A 20169-nucleotide genomic window follows, 5' to 3' on the forward strand; every position below is an offset into this window, starting at 1 on the left:
GTCGGTAAAACGCTACCCCCGAACGGCGTCAGGGCAACGTGAGAATCTCGGCGCCGCTCTCCGTGACCACCAGCGTGTGCTCGAACTGCGCGGTCCGCTTGCGGTCCTTGGTCACCACGGTCCAGCCGTCGTCCCACATGTCGTACTCGTACGTCCCCAGCGTGAGCATCGGCTCGATGGTGAACGTCATGCCCGGCTGCATCACGGTCGTCGCGTGCTGGGCGTCGTAGTGCGGAATGATCAGGCCGGAGTGGAACGAGGAATTGATCCCGTGGCCGGTGAAGTCACGGACCACGCCGTAGCCGAAGCGCTTGGCGTACGACTCGATGACCCGTCCGATGACATTGACCTGGCGGCCCGGCTTCACGGCCTTGATGGCCCGGTTGAGGGATTCCCGGGTCCGCTCCACGAGCAGCCGCGACTCCTCGTCGACGTCGCCGCAGAGGTAGGTGGCGTTGTTGTCGCCGTGCACACCGTTGATGTACGCCGTGACGTCGAGGTTCACGATGTCGCCGTCGCGCAGGACGGTGGAGTCGGGGATCCCGTGGCAGATCACCTCGTTGACCGAGGAGCACAGCGACTTGGGGAAGCCGCGGTAGCCGAGCGTGGACGGATAGGCGCCGTGGTCGCACATGAACTCGTGCGCGACGCGGTCCAGTTCGTCGGTCGTCACGCCGGGGGAGATGTGCTTGGCGGCCTCCTCCATCGCCTGCGCGGCGATACGGCCCGCGATGCGCATCCGCTCGACGGTGTCGGCGTCCTGCACCTCCGGCCCGGTGTACGGGGTCGGCGCGGGCTTTCCGACGTACTCGGGGCGCCGGATGGAGCCGGGGACGGAGCGGGTGGGGGAGAGCTCGCCTGGTACGAGCAGCGACTGGCCAGACATGCCGCGAGTCTAACCGGGGGCCCGGCACGCCTCCCGGGCGTAGGGGGACGTCCTTGGGGCAGCATGGCGTCAGAGGAAGGAGCCGACGATGGCCCTGTTCAAGAAGCGTACGGCCGGCAAACCGGGCGAGTGGTTCTACTGCCTGGAGCACAAGAAGGTCGAGGAGGGCCCGGAGTGCCCCGCGAAGGACCGCTTCGGCCCGTACGCGAGCCGTGAGGAGGCGACCCACGCGATGGAGACAGCGCGGGAGAAGAACCTCGAATGGGAGAACGATCCGCGCTGGCACGACGCGCCGAAGGGCGAGTAGTCCTCACGGCGGTGGGCCACGGGGTCGCGCCCGTTGTGCGCGCGCTCGTTCAGCCGGTCCCGGCGATCGAGGCGGGTGCGGGACGTGCGGGCCCTTCGCGGGGCTCTGCCCCGGGCCCCGCGCCTCAATCGCCGGCGGGGCTGGGTTTGCCGGGTGGTTGAAGGGCGCGCCCTCGCGGGGTGGGCGCGTACCCGTGGGTGCGGGCTGTTCGCGGGGCTCTGCCCCGGACCCCGCGCCTCAATCGCCGGCGGGGCTGAATACGGCCGCATGTGGTCCGCAGGTTCAGCCCCGTCCGGCGGGGCTGGACGTGGTCCTCCGCCTGCCCGGCGCGGCCCGTGCGCGAAGGCTCACGCCTTCGTCAGCGCCTCCTGCTGCGCGCGGCGGCGCAACGCGTCCTCGTCCGTCGAGGCGTCGTACGTGATCAGCTTCGGGAGTACCGCGGCCAGCAGGCCGACCGAGGCCACGCAGGCCACGCCGCCGGACCAGATCGACGCTCGTGTGCCCGTCCATCCCGCCATCGCGCCCGCGCGGACCTGGCCCAGCTGCGGGCCGACGCTGTACGACAGCACCTCTATCCCCGCGAGCCGTCCCCGCAGCTCCTCCGGGATCGTCTGGTTCCAGATCGTCGAGCGGCCGAGGCCGCTGAGCATGTCGCCCGCGCCCGCGAACGCCAGGCACAGCAGGACCAGCCACACGTTCGAGAACCATCCCGCCGCCGCGATCGCCAGGCCCCAGGCCGCCGCGCCGAACACCACGAACAGGCCGTGCCGCCGCACCCGCGACGTCCAGCCGCTCGTCATGCTCAGGGCCAGCGATCCGACCGAACCCGCCGCGTACATCAGGCCGAGTGACCACTCCGCGTCCAGGTCGTCCGCCAGGAACGGGAAGATCGTGTTCGGGAAGGCGAAGAACATCGCGGCCAGGTCGATCGCGTACGTCCCCAGCAGCACCGGGCGGGACCACGCATAGCGCGCGCCCTCCGCGATGCCCCGCAGCGAAGGCTTCTGGGCATCGTGTGCCGCCGGGGCCGGGGCCAGGCGCAGGCACAGGACGACGGACACCGCGAAACCGGCGACCGTGACGCCGTACGCCGTGGCGTGGCCCGCGTAGGCCACCACCAGACCCGCCAGCGCGGGTCCCGCGATCGCGCCCAGCTGGTAGCGCAGGGCGTTCAGCGCGGCCGCCGCCGTCAGCTGGTCGTGCGGGACGATACGGGCCATCAGCGAGTCGAGCGCCGGGCGTTGCAGACCCGCCAGGGCCGAGACGCCGGCCGCGACCAGGTACAGCGGCCACAGCATCGGATCGGGCAGCATCGCGTTCACCAGCAGGACGACCGCCAGCACGCCGAGCCCGGCCTCCGTGCCGAGGATCAGCTTCCGGCGGTCGGCCGAGTCCGCGAGCGCCCCGCCGTAGAGGCCGAACACCACCAGCGGCACCAGCTCCACCGCGCCCATCACGCCCACCGCGAGCGGCGATCCGGTCAGGTCCTTGATCTGGAGCGGCAGCGCGATCATCGCCATGAAACTGCCGAAGTACGTGACCACGCCCTGCACCCACAGGAGGCGGAAGTCGCGGGACGAGCGCCACGGAGAGAGGTCGGGCAGCAGCGCGGAGAGCTTGGAGGTCACAGGAGGCCATGTTCCGGGCGGCCGGTAGCCTGCGGCAACCGGATTTCCTGGGAGGCGACGGACTACCAGCGAGGCGGCGGCGGCGAGGTCAGCTGGTCGGCGAGGCGCGAGAGCCGGTCCCGCAGGCTCCGCCGGCCGCGTGCCACCGGCAGACTGTTCTCCCCGGCCGCCGCGCTCACCAGATGCTGCACGGTGTCCAGATCGACCTCGTCCGCGGCCGCGGTCACCGTCAGCGCCTCGTGCGCGAGCCCGTGCACCTCCGGATCCCCGCCGTCCAGCGCCAGCACCGTCGCACCGGCCCGCCGCGCGTCGTGCACCCGCTCCAGCAGCTCCGCCTCCGGCTGCCCCGGCGCGACCACCAGCAGCGTCTCGCCGCGGCGCGCCGCCTCCAGCCGGCCGAGTCCCACCGCGAGCTGCGGCGGGTCCCCGGGCCGGACCCGGTGGCGTACCAGCGTCGGCGTCAGTTCCGGCTGCCCCGACCACGCGGCCTCGTCCACCAGATGCGCCGCGAGATGCCAGGGCTCGTACGCCTCGGTCCCCACCAGCAGCAGCCCGCCGCCCTGCGGGACCACGGACGACCGCAGGACCCCGGCGAACCGCCGGGTCGCCGCCGGCCACTCGGTACCCGCGAGGACTTCGCGCAGCAGCGCGACGCGTACGGCATCCATGGCCCCGCATCCTGCCCGACACCCCGCGCCGGCGGGCGGGCTTCGGTGCGGCTCACCCGTTCGTGAGCCCGATACCAGCAAGTAAGGTCGGCTGCATGACTTCTACTGACAACGCAGGCACGGCGCCGAAGCCCGCGGCCAAGGACCCCTGGGACCTCCCGGACGTGTCCGGCCTGGTCGTCGGCGTGCTCGGCGGCACCGGGGACCAGGGACGCGGGCTCGCCTACCGCCTCGCCCGGGCCGGGCAGAAGGTGATCATCGGATCCCGCGCGGCGGAGCGCGCCGAGACCGCCGCCGCCGAACTGGGCCTCGGCGTCGAGGGGGCGGACAACGCGGAGTGCGCGCGCCGCAGTGACGTGGTGATCGTCGCGGTGCCGTGGGACGGGCACGCCAAGACGCTCGAGACCCTCCAGAAGGAGCTCGCGGGCAAGCTGGTCGTCGACTGCGTCAACCCGCTCGGCTTCGACAAGAAGGGCGCCTACGCGCTCAAGCCGGAGGAGGGCAGCGCCGCCGAGCAGGCCGCCGCCCTGCTGCCGGACTCCCGGGTGACCGCCGCCTTCCACCATCTGTCCGCGGTGCTGCTCCAGGACGAGTCGATCGAGGAGATCGACACCGATGTGATGGTGCTGGGCGAGTCGCGCGAGGACACCGACATCGTGCAGGCGATCGCGGCACGCATCCCGGGGATGCGCGGAGTGTTCGCGGGCCGGCTGCGCAACGCCCACCAGGTCGAGTCGCTGGTCGCCAATCTGATCTCGGTGAACCGGCGCTACAAGGCACACGCCGGGCTCCGCGTCACCGACGTGTAGTCGCGCGGGGGCATGGGGGACACTGGGCGGGACGAATCACCCCCCGACAGGAGCCGTACCCCATGCCCCGCCTCGCTCTCTACGCCCTCATCTTCTGCGTGCTCGCCGTCGTGGCGGCCGTGGTCTCGTTCGTGCAGGGCAGCTGGCTCGGGATCCTCTGGGTGCTGATCGCCGGCCTCACCTCGAACATGGCGTGGTACTACTTCCGCCGCGCTAAGGCGGAGCGCGCCGCCGGCTGACCCGCGCGCCCTTGCCGCCCCGGCCTCGCCCCCGTCACGCCGGGCAGGCCTCGGGCGTCCCCTGCCAGAAGCGGTAGTAGTCCAGCCCGCAGCCCGGGAACCCGGTCTCGACGCCGAGCCCGCGCAGGATCGCGTCGACCGCGTCGAAGAACAGCCCGTTCACCTCGGGGATCCACAGCAGACCGAACACCGCGATCAGTCCGAACGGTGCGAACGGCTCCACCTGCCGGCGGATCTTGTACGAGAGCCAGGGCTCGATCACGCCGTAGCCGTCGAGGCCCGGCACCGGCAGGAAGTTCAGGATCGCCGCGGAGACCTGGAGCAGCGCGAGGAACCCCAGCGCGTACTGGAACACCGGCGGCACGCCGTCCAGCGCGTCCAGCCAGAACGGGGCGGTACAGGCGACCGCGAACAGGACGTTCGTCAGCGGCCCGGCGGCCGAGATCAGACTGTGCTTCCAGCGGCCGTGGATGCGGTTCCGCTCGATGAAGACCGCGCCTCCCGGCAGACCGATACCGCCCATGATCACGAACAGCACCGGCAGCACGATGCTCAGCAGCGCATGTGTGTAGGCGAGGGGGTTGAGGGTGAGATACCCCTTCGTCCCGATGGAGATGTCGCCGCTGTGCAGCGCGGTCCGGGCGTGCGCGTACTCGTGGAGACAGAGCGAGACGACCCAGGCCGAGGTGACGAACAGGAACACCGCGAGGCCCGTGCTCGCGGAGAACTCCGTCCACACCGCCCAGCCGGTCACCGCCATCACGGCGACGATGCCGAGGAAGACGGGACTGATGCCCCGGCCGCTGTGGCGGGAGGTGGCGGTGGTCATGGGTGCGGCTCCTGGGGATGCGGGGACGTGCGGTCGACCGTACCGGTGACGGAAACAGAACGTTCCGGGACGGCCCGGGGGTTCCTGCCGCACGGGTCCGCGGGCGCGGCAGGGACAATGGGCGGGTGCGCTTCTCGCTACTCGGCACCACTCAGGCATGGCACGACGACGGAACCCCCGTCGCGCTCGGCGGTGCGCGGCTGCGGACGCTGCTGACCGTCCTGGCGCTGCGGCCCGGTCGTACGGTCCCCGTCACCACCCTCGTGGACGAGGTGTGGGACGGCGATCCGCCGGCGGACGCGGTCGGCGCGGTCCAGGCGCTCGTGGGCCGGCTGCGCCGGGTGCTGGGCCGCGAGGCGGTCGCCTCACCCGAGGGCGGCGGCTACCGGCTGTGCGCCGACGGGGACGACGTGGACCTGCACCGCTTCGACCGGCTGGCGGGGGAGGGGGCGCGGGCGCTGGAACGCGGCGACCCGGTCAAGGCCGCGGCCCTCCTCGACGACGCCCTCGCGCTGTGGCAGGACCCGGTGCTCGCGGACCTGCCCGCCCGCGCGGCCGAATCGGCCCGCTGGGAGGCCCGCCGTCTGGACGCCCGGCGTACCCGTCTCGCGACCGCGCTGGCCCTCGGCCGCGCCGAGGAGGCGCTGCCGGAGCTGGTGGCGCTCTGCGAGGACCATCCGATCGACGAGTCGCTCCAGGCGCTGCGGCTGCGCGCGCTGCGGGCCACGGGCCGCCCGGCGGAGGCACTGGCCGCGTACGACACGGTGCGCAGATCCCTCGCCAACCGTCTGGGCGCCGATCCGGGGCCCGAACTGCGCTCCCTGCACGCGGAGTTGCTGGCGGACCCGGCCGCCGACACCGCTCCCGCGCAGACGGCGGGCAACGGGCGGCCGGACGTGGACGGCACGGACACCGGTCCCGTGCGCGGCGCGGGCAACCTCCGCGCACGGCTCACCTCCTTCGTCGGCCGTGACGCCGACATCGACGCCATCCGCCAGGACCTCGGCGCCGCCCGGCTCGTCACCCTCCTCGGGCCCGGCGGGGCCGGGAAGACACGGCTGTCGCAGGAGGCCGCCGAGCACGCCGCGCCGCACATGGCGTGGCCCGACGGCGTCTGGATGGCTGAACTCGCCCCCGTGGACGACCCCGACAACGTGCCGGACGCCGTTCTCACCGCCCTCGGTGGGCGCGAGACCGTGCTGCGCGGTGCCGGTGCGGAGGAGCTGCGGGCCGCCGAGCGGCACGGCGACGACCCGCTCGTCCGCCTCGTCGAGCACTGCTCGCACCGCCGCATGCTGCTGCTGCTCGACAACTGTGAGCATGTGATCGAGGCCGCCGCCGTGCTCGCCGAGCGGCTGCTCCAGCACTGCCCCGGCCTCACCGTGCTCGCCACGAGCCGGGAACCCCTCGGTGTTCCGGGCGAGTTGGTGCGACCGGTGGACCCACTGCCCGATCCGATGGCGCTGCGGCTCCTCGCGGACCGCGGCACGGCCGCCCGCCCGGGCTTCCGGATCGAGGACGACAAGGAGGCGGCCGCGGAGATCTGCCACCGCCTCGACGGACTGCCGCTGGCCATCGAACTCGCCGCGGCCCGCCTGCGTATGCTCACCCCGCGGCAGATCGCCGACCGTCTCGACGATCGCTTCCGGCTGCTGACCGGCGGCAGCCGCACCGTCCTGCCGCGCCAGCAGACCCTGCGCGCCGTCGTCGACTGGTCCTGGGACCTGCTCGACGACGCCGAACGGACCGTCCTGCGGCGGCTGTCGGTCTTCGCCGGCGGCTGTGACCTCGCCGCCGCCGAGGCGGTGTGCGCCGACCCGGAGGACGCCGGCCCGGACGGCGCCCGGCCCGGTGCCCGTCCGTCCCACCCCGGTGACGTCGCCGACAGCCTCGGATCCCTCATCGACAAGTCGCTCGTCGTCGCCGCCCCCGCCCCGGACGGCCTGATGCGCTACCGGCTCCTGGAAACCGTGGGGGAGTACGCCGCCGAGCGTCTCGACGAGGCCGGCGAGCGGGCCGCCGTGGAGTGCCGCCACCTCGTCCACTACCGGGAGGTGGCCCGGACGACGGACCCGCTCCTGCGCGGCCCGGACCAGCGTGCCGCCATCGACCTCTTCGAGCGCGAGTACGAGAACCTGCGCACCGCCATGCGCCGGGCCGTCGCGGCCCGCGACGAGCAGGAGGCGCTGCACGTCGTCCTCTCGCTGGCCTGGTACTGGCAGATGCGGGACCTGCGGTCGGAGGCCCGGCACTGGGCCTCCGCCGCCGGTGCGCTCGGCCCGGATCCGTTCCTGCCGCCGGCCGAGGCCGCGCCCCCGGTCTTCGAACGGTTCACGGACGCCCCGCCGCCCATGGGGCCCGAGCTGCTGCAGGAGGCCCGGCGCTGCGTCGCGCTGATGCGCATGGTCTTCATGAACCACGACCTCGACGCGTGGACCACTCCCGAGGCCATGGACTGGCTGCGCAGCGTCACCCGGGTCTACGCCCCCGGCCTGCCGCAGACCTGCCGCTCGCCCGGCGCGCTGTGGTTCTTCGCCGTCCTGATGACCGGTGACATCAACAGCCTGAAGGCGCTGCTGGACGAGACCGTCAGCGCCTGCCGCGCCTACGGTTACGAGTGGGAGCTCGCCGCCGCACTCCAGAACCGCGCCAACGTCCTGGCCAACCGCACCCATTGGGCCGGCGACGCGACCCGCGACGCCGACGAGTCGCTGGAGATCTTCGTCCGGCTCGGTGACGCCTGGGGCGCGGCCGAGTCCCTCTCGGCGCGCGGTGAGGCCCAGGAGCGGCGCGGCGAGTACACGGGCGCCGCCGAGGACTTCCGCGCGGCCATCGGATACGCCGAACGGATCGGCGCGCAGGCGCAGGTGGCCGTCCTGCGGTGCCGGCTCGCGGGGATCATGATGGAGATCGGCGAGGGCGAGCAGGGCGAGCGGATCATCCGCGAGGTCCTCGCCGAGAACCGGGGTCTGGAGAACGAATCGAGAGCGGTCGCCCGGCTCTTCCTCGCCCTGCGGCTCGGCAGCACCGGCCGCGGCGAGGAAGCGCGGGTCGAGATCGCCCATCTGATGGAGCAGTTCCGCTCCAACACCCTGGCCATTTTCGAAGGCATGGTGATCGGGTTCGTCGCCTGGCTCGATCTCGTCGACGGCTTCTACCCCAAGGCGGTGGCAGGCGCGCGCACGGCGCTGGAGCGGGCACGCGACCCGCTGAGCATGATGGTCGCCCCTCAAATGCTCTCCATGCATCTGGTGACGGCCGCCCGGGCGGTCGCGCTGGACCGGCCGGAACGCTCGGCGGACGCGGCCCGGATGCTCGCGGTGGCCGACGCCCAGCTGCCGCCCCGTCACTTCGCGGCCCTGCACGAGCGGGAGAACCGCGCCGAGTGCGAGACGGTCCTGCGCGGACAACTCGGCGACGAGGGCTATGAGCGCGCCTACGCCGAGGGCGACGGCCTCACCGTGGACGAGGCCGCCGCCCTGATCTGATCCGCCGGCCCCACCGGGCCGCGGACTCAGGTCTTCTTGCGGAACTTGGCGACCGCGAGCGGCGCGGTCACCACCGTGATCGCGGCGGCCCAGGCGAGCGTCATCCACACCGAGTGGGCGACCGCACCGCCGTTGATCAGGGCCCGTGCCGCGTCCGCGAGGTTGGACAGCGGGTTGTAGTCGGTGAAGCTCTCCAGCCAGCCGGGCATCGTCGTCGGCGGGGCGAAGATCGACGACCCGAACTGGAGCGGCATCAGTACGAGCATGGCCACTCCCTGGACGGCCTGTGCCGTCTTCATGGTGAGACCGAGCAGAATGAAGATCCACATCAGCGAGGCGCCGAAGATCGTGGACAGACCGATCGCCGCGAACAGGTGCAGCACCGAGGTCTTGATCTCCAGGCCGAGCGCGAAGCCCATGCCGAGCAGGATCGTGGTGGCGACCAGCATGCGGCCGACCTCGACGACGATCTTGGCGATGAGCACCGAGGACCGTGCGATGGGCATGGACCGGAAGCGGTCCATCACGCCCTTCTTGAAGTCGTCGTTGACACCGGTGCCGACGGCCATGGCGATGTTCATGCCCATCATGGCCATCAGGCCGGGGATCACGTAGTTGACGTACGCGTCCTGGTTGCCCTTGCCGGAGATCGCGCCGCCGAAGACGTACACGAACAGCAGGGTGAAGATGATCGGCATGAGCACGGCGTCGAACATCGACTCCGGGTCCTGCTTGATCTGGAGCGCGTTGCGGCGCACCAGCGCGCCGATGTGGCGCAGATTGCCGCGCAGGCCGATCCGGCCCTCGCCGGCCGGCGCCTCCGGGCGTCGGGCGGGCGCCTCGGTGGGCGCGGGGGTGGCAGTTGCCGTGCTCACGCGGCGACCTCCTCTTCGATCGTGTCGGACACGGACGTCTTCTCGCCCGTGATGGCCAGGAACACCTCGTCGAGGCTGGGCAGATGGGTGCCGATGTGTGCGATGCCGAAGCCGTGCGAGCCCATCAGGCCGACGACTGCGGTCAGTTGGGCGTCGCTGAGGATCGGCACGTACAGCAGGCCCTCGTCGGGCACGACGGTGGCGCCGGAGACGCCGTCGAGTCCGGCCTCGGCGAGGACCCGCGCCATCGCGGGCAGCTGAGCGGGGTCGGACGGCCGGATCTGCAGGGTGCGTCCGCCGACCTTGGCCTTGAGCTCGTCCACCCGGCCGTTGGCGATGACCCGCCCGCGGTCGATGACCGTGAGCTCGTTCGCGAGCTGCTCGGCCTCTTCCATGTACTGGGTGGTGAGCAGGACGGTCGCCCCCTCCGCGACCATCCGCTGCACCTCGTCCCAGACCTCGTTGCGGGTCCGGGGGTCGAGTCCGGTCGTCGGCTCGTCCAGATAGAGCACGGCCGGCTGCCCGATCATCGAGGCGGCGAGGTCGAGACGCCGGCGCATACCGCCGGAGTACTGCATCGCGGGCCGCTTCGCCGCGTCGGTGAGCGAGAAGCGCTCCAGCATCTCGTCGGCGCGCTGCCGTGCCGCCCTGCGCGGCAGATCGAGCAGCCGCCCGATCATGTAGAGGTTCTCCCAGCCGGACAGCTTCTCGTCGACCGAGGCGTACTGACCGGTGAGTCCGATGGTGCGGCGCAGCTGCCGCGGCTGCTTCACCACGTCGTAGCCCGCCACGATCGCGGTGCCGGCGTCGGGGGTGACGAGGGTGGAGAGGCAGCGTACGAGTGTGGTCTTGCCGGCGCCGTTGGGGCCGAGCACACCGAGCACGGTGCCCTCGCGGACGTCCAGGTCCACCCCGTCCAGCGCCTTGGTCTCGCCGTAGTGCTTGACCAGCCCCCGCACCTCGACGGCGTTGTCCTTGCCGCCGTCAGGGTTCTTGTCGATTCGCGTCATGGCGTCAACAATGCAGGGTCCCACCGACAGCCCGCCGACAAGCCGCCGACACCTTGTCGACGGCCGGACGACGGCCGGTGTCCGACTGCTCGGGGAGGGGCCGCCCCCGCGCGTGCGATTTCTGACGTGAGCATGCCGACAGCCCGCCGACGGGGGAAGATCGGCGGGCTGTCGTCTGTGCCGGGAGTGGCTAGTGGAAGGTGTGCTCTTCCTGCGGGAACGCACCGCCGACGACATCGTCGGCGAAGGCCTTCGCGGCGTCGCCGAGCGTCCGGCGCAGATCGGCGTACTGCTTGGTGAAGCGCGGCACCTTGCCGCCCGTGAGGCCCGCCATGTCCGTCCAGACGAGGACCTGGGCGTCCGTGTCGGGCCCGGCGCCGATGCCGATCGTCGGGATGTGCAGGGACCGGGTGACCTCGGCGGCCAGCTCCGCGGGGACCAGTTCGAGGACGACCGCGAAGGCGCCGGCGTCCTGCGCGGCCTTGGCGTCGCGCACCAGCCGGTGGGCCGCCTCGTCGCCGCGGCCCTGTACCCGGTAGCCCATGGTGTTCACGGACTGCGGGGTCAGGCCCAGGTGGGACATCACGGGGATGCCGGACTGGACGATCAGCTCGGTCTGCGGCAGCGAGCGCTCGCCGCCCTCCAGCTTGACCGCGCCGACGCCCGCCTCCTTGACCAGCCGGGTGGCGTTGCGCAGGGCCTGGACGGGCCCCTCCTGGTACGAACCGAACGGGAGGTCGCCGACGATGAGGGCGCGGCTGGTGCCGCGGACGACCGCCGCGGCGAGCAGGGTCATCTCGTCCATGGTGACCGGCACGGTGGTGTCGTAGCCGAGGTGGGTGTTGCCCATCGAGTCGCCGACGAGCATCACCGGGATACCGGCCTCGTCGAAGACGGAGGCGGTCATCGCGTCGTAGGCGGTCAGCATGGGCCACTTCTCGCCGCGTTCCTTGGCGGCGGTGATGTCGTGGACCGTGATGCGGCGAGTGCCCTTGCCGCCGTACAGCGCCTTGCTGCTGTCGGTGGGCTTCTGGGCAGCCTGAAGCGTCATGGCTAACGGCTCCTTCGTCATCTCGAGGCACCCTGACGGCGTCCCCGGATCAGCTCCATGGTGGCACCTCGTGCCGTCCGGACGGAAGGGGAGGGGGCCGGCCGGGTGTCGGCCTGCCATACGAGACGATTTCGTATCGAAATGGGATATTCTGCGCCGATGGCCACACCGCCGGGTCGTGTCGCACCCTCTGTCCCCGAAATCGTCCACCGTCGACGCTGGGCGATCCTCACCGTCCTGACGTTCAGCATGCTCATCGTGGTGCTGGACAACTCGATCCTGAATGTGGCGGTCAAGACGATCGCCACCCCCGCACCCACGGGCATCGGCGCCACCCAGAGCGAGCTGGAGTGGGCCATCAACGCCTACACGCTCGTCTTCGCCGGCCTCCTGTTCACCGCCGGCCTGGTCGGCGACCGGTTCGGGCGCAAGAACGTGCTGCTCCTGGGCGTCCTGGTGTTCGGCACGGGCTCCGCGCTCGCCGCCTTCTCCGCCACCCCCTCGGAACTCATCGTCTACCGGGCGATCATGGGCCTCGGCGCCGCCTTTGTGATGCCTGCCACGCTCGCCGTCCTGATGAACGTCTTCGAGCGCGACGAGCAGGCCCGGGCCATGGGGATCTGGACGGGCAGCGTGGGCGTCGCCATCGCCATCGGCCCGTTCACCGGCGGAGTGCTCCTGGAGCACTTCTGGTGGGGCTCGATCTTCCTGATCAACGTGCCCGTCGTGATCGTCGCGCTGATCACGATGGCGATCCTGGTGCCCGACTCCAAGGACCCGAATCCCGGCCGTCTCGACCCCGTCGGTGTGCTGCTGTCCATCGTCGGCCTGGTGCTGCTGGTGTACGGCATCATCCGCGGCGGCGAACTCGCCGACTTCACCGCGGCGTCCGTGCTGCTCCCGCTGGTCGGCGGCCTCGTCGTGCTGGCCCTCTTCGTCCTGTACGAGAAGCACATCGACCATCCGGCGCTGGACCTCTCCTGCTTCGCCAAGCCGGCCTTCTCCGCGGCGATCGCCGCCATGGCGCTGGTCTTCTTCGCGGTGATGGGCGTGACGTTCTTCTCCGCCTTCTACCTCCAGAGCATCCGCGGCTACAGCCCGCTGCGCGCCGGCATGCTCGTCCTGCCGCTCGCCGTCGCCCAGGTGGTCTTCGCCCCGCGGGCCCGCCTCGTCGTCGACCGGTTCGGCGCCCGTCCCGTCTGCGCCGTCGGCATGGTGATGGTCGCGGCCGGACTCGCGGCCTTCGTCTTCTTCGACGCGTCCACGCCCCTGTGGGTCGTGGAGTTCATGCTGTTCGTCCAGGGCGTGGGAATGGCGCACATCATGCCGCCGGTCACGCTGTCCGTGATGCAGGCGCTGCCCCGCGAGAAGGCCGGGTCCGGCTCCGCGATCAACAACACCTTCCGCCAGGTCGGCGGAGCGCTCGGCGTCGCCGTCCTCGGCTCGCTGCTGTCCACGCGCTACCGCAGCGAGATCGAGGGGCACCTGCTGAGCGTTCCGGCGGACGCCCGGAGCGCGGCCGGGGAATCGATCGAGGCCACCCTCGGTGTGGCGGACACCATGGGTCCGGCGGGCAGGGCACTCGTCGGCCCGGCGCAGGACGCCTTTCTCGACGCCATGCATCTGACAGCCGCCTGTGCGGCGGCTGTGGCCGTCGCCGGAGCGGTCGTCGTGGCGCTCTTCCTGCCGGGCAGGGCCCCGGCCCCGCAGGCCCCCGAGCCCGACGCGCTGCCCGAGCGGGAGGGCGCCGGACGCTGACCCGCGGCCCGGCGGCGGACGGACGGCGGCGGCGCACCGGGCCGCGACGAACCGGGTACCGGCGGACGGTGACACAGTGAGAGGCGGTGCGGACATGCCCGTGCAGGACGGCCAGGCGCGCCCCGGCCGTGAGTCCCCCGGCCCCGCACGGGCCGCGCGTCCCGCCGAGTCCCGCACCGCCGGCGGATCCGCGCCGGTGGCCCGCCGCGGCCGGCCGCGCAGCGAGGCGGCCGAACGGTCGATCATCGAGGCCGTGGTGACCCTGCTGGAGGAGGGCCTGCCGCTCTGCGAACTCTCCGTCGACCGCATCGCCCGCACCGCCGGCGTCGGCAAGGCCACCGTCTACCGCCGCTGGGCGGGCAAGGAGGCGCTGTTCGTCGACGTCGTCCGCTCCATCGAACCGGTGGACCCGCCGCTGCCCGGCACCTCGGTCCGGGACGACCTGGTCGCGATGGTGGAGAGCGTGCGCCGGCGCGGACTCGACAAAGGGGCTTCGGCCCTGCTGCACAACGTCTTCGCCCAGATGCAGAGTTACCCCCGGCTCTGGGACATGTACCAGAGCACCTCGGTGGCACCCCGTCGCGGCCGGATGGACGAAGTGCTGCGCCGGGGCGTCGAGATGGGCGAGATCCGTGACGACGTCGACGTCGATCTGCTCGGCGACCTGTTCCTCGGCCCGATGCTCGTACGGACCGTGCTGCGGTCCGGGGCAACGCCGGGCGCGGGCAGCGCGGAACAGATGGTCGACGCGGTGCTCGCCGGGGTCCGCGGGCCCGTGTGACACGCCGGGCCGAGGTGTTGCCCGAAGTGTGCGTGTTCTGTCACAGCGCCCCAACCTGGCCCGATACCAGGAACCCCGTGCGCCACGCTGTCGTCTCCGAAACAGTACGGCCGCCCCGGGGCGGCAGGGAAAGTACCGTCATCGCCTAGTGTCGACGCCGAGGCTGGTGTGACGGCAAGGCAGTGAGGACAGCTCCATGGTGCAGGCGTACAAGACGGAGACCGGGAACGGCGGCCCGGGGGACCGGTTCACCTCATCCCGGGTCCGGCGCCTCCTGGAGCGCTGGCGGGGTGACAGCGGCATCTGGCGGCGCGGTCTCCTCCTCGCGTCGTGCGCCGTGGTGATCGCGCTGCTGATGATCCTGCACGCGCAGATGCCCAACAGGATCGGGAACCTCGGCAGTCTCGCGGAGACGTTTCTCCCGTGGCTGGGCGTCTTCATCCCGGTGATCCTCGTCGCCGCCGTGTGGCGGCGGTCCGCCACCGCGCTGATCGCCCTGCTGCTCCCGACGATCGTGTGGCTGAACCTCTTCGGCGGGCTGCTGACCGACAAGTCGGTCGCCGGCGGCGATCTGACGGTCGCCACGCACAACGTGAACGCGGGCAACCCGGACCCCGGGGGCACCGCCCAAGAGGTGGCCGCCTCCGGCGCGGACGTCGTGGCCCTCCAGGAACTGCCCCAGGGGCAGGTCTCCACCTACGAGGAAGCGCTCGCGGGGACGTACAAGTACCACTCGGTGCAGGGCACGGTCGGACTGTGGAGCAAGTACCCCCTGAGCGACACCGCGCCCGTCGACATCAACATGGGCTGGACGCGCGCGATGCGCTCCACCGTGCAGACCCCGCAGGGCGCGGTCGCGGTGTACGTGGCCCACATGCCCTCGGTGCGGGTGAAGCTGAACGCCGGCTTCACCGCCAACCAGCGGGACAACAGCGCCGACGCGCTCGGCGAGGCGATCGCCCGCGAGCCGGTCACCAGGGTCGTGCTGCTCGGCGACCTCAACGGGACGATGAACGACCGCTCGCTGAAGGCCATCACCTCGCAGATGCGCTCCACCCAGGGCGCGGCGGGGGACGGCTTCGGGTTCAGCTGGCCGGCGTCGTTCCCGATGGCGCGGATCGACCAGATCATGGTGCGGGGGATCGACCCGGTCTCGTCGTGGACGCTGCCGCAGACGGACAGCGACCATCTGCCGATCGCGGCGCGCGTCAGGTTCTGACCGCGGTCTGCGGTCCGCGTGGTCCTCAAGGTCCGCGAGGTCTCCGGCCGGGGACCCCGGACCGAAACCCGGCGTTCACCCCGGGGGACCCAGCTCGTGAGACCCTTTGTTCAGTAAAGGAACTTACGCGTTGTGAAAGGCCCACCCCCATGCCCCTGGCGCTGCTCGCGCTTGCCGTCTCCGCCTTCGGCATCGGCACCACAGAATTCGTGATGATGGGCCTGCTGCCCAACGTCGCCGACGACCTCGGCACCTCCGTCCCCACCGCGGGGTATCTCGTCTCCGCGTACGCGATCGGCGTCGTCCTCGGCGCGCCCCTGCTCACCGCCGTCGGCTCACGCATCCCGCGCAAGAAGATGCTGCTGCTCCTGATGGCGCTCTTCGTCGTCGGCAACCTCGCCTCCGCGCTCGCCCCCGGCTTCGGCTGGCTCGTCGCGGGCCGGGTGCTCGCCGGTCTTCCGCACGGGGCGTTCTTCGGCGTCGGCGCCGTCGTCGCAGCCCGGCTGGTCGCCGACGGGCGGCAGGCGCGGGCCGTGGCCACGATGTTCCTCGGCCTCACCGTCGCCAACATCGTCGGTGTTCCCGCCGCCACCCTCCTCGGCCAGCACCTCGGCTGGCGCGCCACCTTCCTCGTGGTCACCGTGATCGGACTGGTCGCCATGGCGGCGCTCGCCCGGCTCGTCCCGCGGATACCCGTCGACGACCACCAGAGCCTCGGCCGGGAGATGCGCGCGCTCGGCAACCGCCAGGTGCTCCTCGGCCTGCTCACCGCCGTCTTCGGCTTCGCGGGCGTCTTCGCCGTCTACTCGTACCTGGCCTCGATGACCACCGAGGTCATGGGCTTCGGCGAGTCCTCCGTGACCCTCGTCCTCGCGCTGTTCGGCATCGGCATGACGCTCGGCGCGCTGGCCGCGGGACCGCTCACCGACCGGGCGCTGCGCCCCACGCTCTACGGATCGCTCGCCGCCCTCGCGATCGTGCTGGTGGCCTTCCGCTTCACCGTGCACCACCAGGCGGCCGCCCTGGTCACCGTCGTCGTGCTCGGCGCGGTCGGTTTCATGACCACGACCCCGCTGCAGATGCTGGTGATGAACAAGGCCAAGGACGCCCCGACCCTGGCATCCGCCTCCAACCACTCCGCGTTCAACCTCGCCAACGCGGGCGGCGCCTGGCTCGGTGGCGCGGCCATCGCGGCGGGCTGGGGCTGGACGTCCCCGATGCTGGTCGGCGCCGTGCTCGCGGTGGCCGGACTGGGTATCGCCGCGGCCGCCGGACTGCTGGACCGTACGGCGAAGAGGACCTCCCGCGTCATCGCCGCGGGAAGCCCCCCTCCGTCCGGACAGCGCGAGGTCAGCCCGTCGTCTCGCGCCAGCGGTTCGTGATCGGCAGCCGCCGGTCCTTGCCGAAGCCCTTCGCCGAGATCTTGGTGCCCGGCGGGTACTGGCGTCGCTTGTACTCCGCCGTGTCCACCATCCGCAGTGTCTTCGCCACCAGCTCCTCGTCGAACCCGGCCTCGACGATCGCGTCCTTGCCCTGGTCCCGGTCCACGTACATCGCGAGGATCCGGTCCAGCACGTCGTAGTCCGGCAGCGAGTCGGTGTCGACCTGACCGGGGCGCAGCTCGGCGCTCGGCGGCTTGCTGATCGAGGCCTCCGGGATCGGCGGCACCTGACCGCGCTCCTCGGCGGCGCGGTTGCGCCACCGCGCGAGCCGGAACACGGTCGTCTTGTAGACGTCCTTGATCGGCCCGTACGCGCCGACCGAGTCGCCGTACAGCGTCGAGTACCCCACCGCCAGCTCGGACTTGTTGCCCGGCGCGAGCACGATGTGACCCTCCTGGTTGGACAGGGCCATCAGCATCGTGCCGCGCAGCCGTGACTGGAGGTTCTCCTCGGCGAGGCCGGTGAGGGAGAGCGAGCCCATGTACGCGTCGAACATCGGCTCGATCGACACCGTGCGGAAGTTGAGCCCCGTGCGGCGGGCCAGCTCGGCCGCGTCGCCCTTGGAGTGGTCCGAGGAGTACTTCGACGGCATGGAGACGCCGTACACGTTCTGCGCGCCGAGGGCGTCGCAGGCGATCGCGGCGACGAGCGCCGAGTCGATACCGCCCGACAGCCCGACCAGCACCGAACGGAAGCCGTTCTTGGCGGCGTACGCGCGCAGGCCCACGACCAGCGCGGAGTACACCTCCTCGTCGTCCTCCAGGCGCTCGGCGTACCCGCCCGGCACCTCCGCCTCGTACGCGGGCAGCGGGTCCTCGGAGATGACGACGTGGTCGATCCGCAGCCCGTCGTCCACCACCCCCGACGGCACCTCGCCCGCGGCGGGCAGCTCCAGGTCGAGGACGACACAGCCCTCCGCGAACTGCGGTGCACGCGCGACGACTTCACCCCGCGCGTCGACCACGATCGAGTCGCCGTCGAAGACCAGCTCATCCTGCCCGCCGATCATCGCCAGGTACGCGGTGGTGCAGCCGGCCTCCTGGGCGCGCTTGCGCACCAGTTCCAGCCGGGTGTCGTCCTTGTCCTGCTCGTACGGCGAGGCGTTGATGGAGACCAGCAGCCCGGCACCGGCGGAGCGGGCGGCCGGTACCCGCCCGCCGTCCTGCCAGAGGTCCTCGCAGATCGCGAGCGCGACATCGACGCCGTGCACCCGGATCACCGGCATCGTGTCGCCGGGCATGAAGTAGCGGAACTCGTCGAAGACGCCGTAGTTGGGCAGGTGGTGCTTGGCGAACGTCAGCACCACCTCGCCCCGGTGCAGCACGGCGGCCGCGTTCCGGGGCGCCCCCGCCGGCTGGCCGTACTTCGGCTGGGCGTGCTCGGCGCGGTCGAGAAACCCGAGGATCACGGGCAGTTCGCCGAAGCCCTCGTCGTCGAGCCGCACCGCGAGTGCTCGCACGGCGGCCCGGGACGCTTCCACGAAGGACGACCGCAGGGCCAGGTCCTCCACGGGGTAGCCGGTCAGCACCATCTCGGGGAAGGCGACGAGGTGCGCCCCCTGCTCGGCGGAGTGCCGGGTCCAGTGCACGATCGCCTCGGCGTTGCCGGTGAGGTCGCCGACGGTCGAGTCGATCTGATTCAGAGCGAGACGTAGTTGAGGCACGCGGCCCAGTGTAATCGTCTTTCTGACGCGATGTCCTGGGGGAGGCAGAGATGCCCAGTATCGCGGGGGTGAGGTGCCACCGCCTCGTGCCGTTGCGGAGCACCGGCCGCACCCGCTCGCCCGCGCGGAACGGGCGGCGCCGGCCGGGGTGCGGGGCCGGCCGGCCGCCGCTCGTGGCAGGCTGGCGGGAAACTCACGTGCCGTCGATCGGCAGGGGCGGGGAGAGGCGGGGCGCAGTGACGTTCGTACGGGTGGGCGGGGTGGCGCACCATGTGGTCGTCGAGGGCAGCGGCCCGGTCTGCGTCCTGAGCGCCGGCCTCGCCATGAGCTGGTTCGACTGGGACCCCGTCGTAGCCCTCCTCGCACCGCACCGCACGGTCGTCCGCTTCGACCGGCCGGGACACGGGCTCAGCGCCCCCGCCGCCGTGCCGCCCTCGGCCGCCGGCGAGGCCCACCGCATCGCGGGCCTGCTCGACGCGCTCGGGACCCACGGGCCGGTGACGGTGGTGGGCCATTCGATCGCCGGGTTCCACGCCGAGGCCTTCGCCCGGCTCCACCCCGCCCGTACCGCGGCCGTCGTCCTCGTCGACTCCAGCATCGAGGAGGGTGCGCGCAGACCGGCCGCGCCCGCCGTACGCACCGCGGTCACCGGCGCGGTCGGCAGGGCGCTGGGAGTCCTCGGGGCACCGGCCGTCCTCGGCCCGCCGACCCGGCGCGCGGCCGTACGGCTGTCCCGCACGGGCGGTGGCGACCCGGCACCCGCGGATCTCGTACGGCGCTGCTACGGCACCTCGCGCGTCCTGCGCGGCGCGCTGCTGGAGAACACCCACTACCGCGCGGTCGCCGCCGAACTCCTCGACCTGCGCGAGCGGTACGCCCTGCCGGAGGTACCGGTCACCGTGCTCGCCGCCGACGCGGCGGGGAGCCGGTGGACGGCCCGGCAGCGGGCGTTCGCGGAGCTGCTCGGCGCCCGGTTCCAGGAGGTCGCGGCCGGCCATCTGATGATGCTCGACCGGCCGGCCGTGGTGGCCGCGGCCGTACTCGACAGCCACCAGGAGGTCCCGGCATGGCACGGCTGACCCTGCGGATCTCGGGCCGCGAGCTGCCCGGCAGCGCGTGCGGCGACTACCGCGACATCCATGTGGGCACCCAGCGCGGCCGCGAGCCGGACCAGTTGGTGCGGGCCGACGCGGCCGAGGCGGTGTTCCACATCCCGGTCGAGACGGTCGAGGCCGCCGACGGATCGGCCGACTTCCGCGGCCCGTACGTCCAGGGGCGGCGCGGGGAGCGCTTCGTCTATCTGACGTGGGGCGAGCTTCCGGACAGCGGCGAGTTCGCGATGTTCCGCCGGGCGAAGATCTTCCTCGCCGATCTGCCGGAGGGGGCGGCGTCCGGCGGTACGGCGGAGACCGCGCTCGGCCTGACGGACAGCTGCGGAATGCCGCTGTGCGCGGCGGTCCGCCCGCCCCGGATCACCTGGCGGCTGACGGGGCCGGACGGACACTGAGGCGGGCGG

General features: G+C 72.1%; 18 protein-coding genes. 10 read left to right on the forward strand and 8 right to left on the reverse strand.

What is annotated here, in order from left to right:
• Positions 1 to 28: 28 nt before the first annotated feature.
• The gene (map, locus tag RPQ07_RS26390; RefSeq protein WP_313946678.1) at positions 29 to 886 is read right to left on the reverse strand and encodes a type I methionyl aminopeptidase; all 858 of its coding nucleotides are present in this window, start codon (positions 884 to 886) and stop codon (positions 29 to 31) included.
• Between the two features lie 88 nt (positions 887 to 974).
• Here map and RPQ07_RS26395 point away from each other — a divergent pair, with 88 nt between their 5' ends.
• The gene (locus tag RPQ07_RS26395) at positions 975 to 1193 is read left to right on the forward strand and encodes a hypothetical protein (protein ID WP_313946679.1); all 219 of its coding nucleotides are present in this window, start codon (positions 975 to 977) and stop codon (positions 1191 to 1193) included.
• Between the two features lie 347 nt (positions 1194 to 1540).
• Here the strand turns inward: RPQ07_RS26395 and RPQ07_RS26400 are convergent, their stop codons facing one another.
• Together RPQ07_RS26400 and RPQ07_RS26405 are read right to left on the reverse strand one after the other, a co-directional pair.
• A complete protein-coding gene (locus RPQ07_RS26400; RefSeq protein ID WP_313946680.1) occupies positions 1541 to 2821 on the reverse strand; it encodes an MFS transporter in 1281 nt (426 codons plus the stop codon).
• A 62-nt stretch (positions 2822 to 2883) separates the two neighbouring features.
• Positions 2884 to 3489 (reverse strand): hypothetical protein, encoded by a 606-nt coding sequence (locus RPQ07_RS26405; RefSeq protein ID WP_313946681.1) that lies wholly within the window; start codon positions 3487 to 3489, stop codon positions 2884 to 2886.
• A gap of 95 nt (positions 3490 to 3584) precedes the next feature.
• Here RPQ07_RS26405 and npdG point away from each other — a divergent pair, with 95 nt between their 5' ends.
• Both npdG and RPQ07_RS26415 read left to right on the forward strand, forming a co-directional pair.
• Complete coding sequence (gene npdG, locus RPQ07_RS26410; protein WP_313946682.1) at positions 3585 to 4298, forward strand: NADPH-dependent F420 reductase; 714 nt, start codon at positions 3585 to 3587, stop codon at positions 4296 to 4298.
• 62 nt (positions 4299 to 4360) lie between these two features.
• Positions 4361 to 4537 carry a hypothetical protein gene (locus tag RPQ07_RS26415; protein ID WP_313946683.1) on the forward strand — a complete coding sequence of 59 codons (177 nt, stop codon included), beginning with the start codon at positions 4361 to 4363 and terminating at the stop codon, positions 4535 to 4537.
• A gap of 34 nt (positions 4538 to 4571) precedes the next feature.
• Here RPQ07_RS26415 and RPQ07_RS26420 read toward each other — a convergent pair whose 3' ends face one another.
• Positions 4572 to 5366 carry a site-2 protease family protein gene (locus RPQ07_RS26420; protein ID WP_313946684.1) on the reverse strand — a complete coding sequence of 265 codons (795 nt, stop codon included), beginning with the start codon at positions 5364 to 5366 and terminating at the stop codon, positions 4572 to 4574.
• Positions 5367 to 5491: 125 nt separating this feature from the next.
• On the opposite strand from RPQ07_RS26420, the gene RPQ07_RS26425 reads away from it, so the two are divergent.
• Positions 5492 to 8854, forward strand: a complete 3363-nt coding sequence (locus tag RPQ07_RS26425; protein WP_313946685.1) for an AfsR/SARP family transcriptional regulator — start codon at positions 5492 to 5494, stop codon at positions 8852 to 8854.
• Between the two features lie 26 nt (positions 8855 to 8880).
• Here the strand turns inward: RPQ07_RS26425 and RPQ07_RS26430 are convergent, their stop codons facing one another.
• The 3 genes from RPQ07_RS26430 to panB form a co-directional block, all read right to left on the reverse strand.
• Positions 8881 to 9729, reverse strand: coding sequence for an ABC transporter permease (locus tag RPQ07_RS26430; protein WP_391839081.1), 849 nt, complete (start codon positions 9727 to 9729; stop codon positions 8881 to 8883).
• Positions 9726 to 10739 (reverse strand): ATP-binding cassette domain-containing protein, encoded by a 1014-nt coding sequence (locus RPQ07_RS26435; protein ID WP_313946686.1) that lies wholly within the window; start codon positions 10737 to 10739, stop codon positions 9726 to 9728. The genes RPQ07_RS26430 and RPQ07_RS26435 overlap by 4 nt, the downstream gene beginning before the upstream one ends.
• Before the next feature lie 190 nt (positions 10740 to 10929).
• Positions 10930 to 11790, reverse strand: a complete 861-nt coding sequence (gene panB / locus RPQ07_RS26440; protein WP_313946687.1) for a 3-methyl-2-oxobutanoate hydroxymethyltransferase — start codon at positions 11788 to 11790, stop codon at positions 10930 to 10932.
• Between the two features lie 159 nt (positions 11791 to 11949).
• Between panB and RPQ07_RS26445 the strand changes: the two genes are divergently transcribed.
• The 4 genes from RPQ07_RS26445 (at position 11950) to RPQ07_RS26460 (ending at position 16930) form a co-directional block, all read left to right on the forward strand.
• Positions 11950 to 13548 (forward strand): MFS transporter, encoded by a 1599-nt coding sequence (locus RPQ07_RS26445; protein WP_313946688.1) that lies wholly within the window; start codon positions 11950 to 11952, stop codon positions 13546 to 13548.
• Positions 13549 to 13642: 94 nt separating this feature from the next.
• Positions 13643 to 14329, forward strand: coding sequence for a TetR/AcrR family transcriptional regulator (locus RPQ07_RS26450; protein ID WP_313946689.1), 687 nt, complete (start codon positions 13643 to 13645; stop codon positions 14327 to 14329).
• A gap of 196 nt (positions 14330 to 14525) precedes the next feature.
• Positions 14526 to 15548: an endonuclease/exonuclease/phosphatase family protein gene (locus RPQ07_RS26455; RefSeq protein ID WP_313946690.1), complete on the forward strand. Its 1023-nt coding sequence runs from the start codon at positions 14526 to 14528 to the stop codon at positions 15546 to 15548.
• Positions 15549 to 15697: 149 nt separating this feature from the next.
• Positions 15698 to 16930: an MFS transporter gene (locus RPQ07_RS26460; protein ID WP_313946691.1), complete on the forward strand. Its 1233-nt coding sequence runs from the start codon at positions 15698 to 15700 to the stop codon at positions 16928 to 16930.
• Here RPQ07_RS26460 and RPQ07_RS26465 read toward each other — a convergent pair.
• Entirely contained in the window at positions 16899 to 18653 is a 1755-nt protein-coding gene (locus RPQ07_RS26465) for an NAD+ synthase (protein WP_313946692.1), read from the reverse strand. The two genes, RPQ07_RS26460 and RPQ07_RS26465, sit on opposite strands and share 32 nt — an antisense overlap.
• Positions 18654 to 18889: 236 nt before the next feature.
• Here RPQ07_RS26465 and RPQ07_RS26470 point away from each other — a divergent pair, with 236 nt between their 5' ends.
• Positions 18890 to 19732 (forward strand): alpha/beta hydrolase, encoded by an 843-nt coding sequence (locus RPQ07_RS26470; RefSeq protein ID WP_313946693.1) that lies wholly within the window; start codon positions 18890 to 18892, stop codon positions 19730 to 19732.
• Complete coding sequence (locus RPQ07_RS26475) at positions 19720 to 20160, forward strand: DUF5990 family protein (RefSeq protein ID WP_313946694.1); 441 nt, start codon at positions 19720 to 19722, stop codon at positions 20158 to 20160. Before RPQ07_RS26470 ends, RPQ07_RS26475 begins: the two co-directional genes overlap by 13 nt.
• The last annotated feature ends 9 nt before the right edge of the window (positions 20161 to 20169 follow it).

The sequence above is a fragment of the Streptomyces sp. AM8-1-1 genome (assembly GCF_032229325.1).
In the GTDB taxonomy this organism is placed as follows: domain Bacteria; phylum Actinomycetota; class Actinomycetes; order Streptomycetales; family Streptomycetaceae; genus Streptomyces; species Streptomyces achmelvichensis.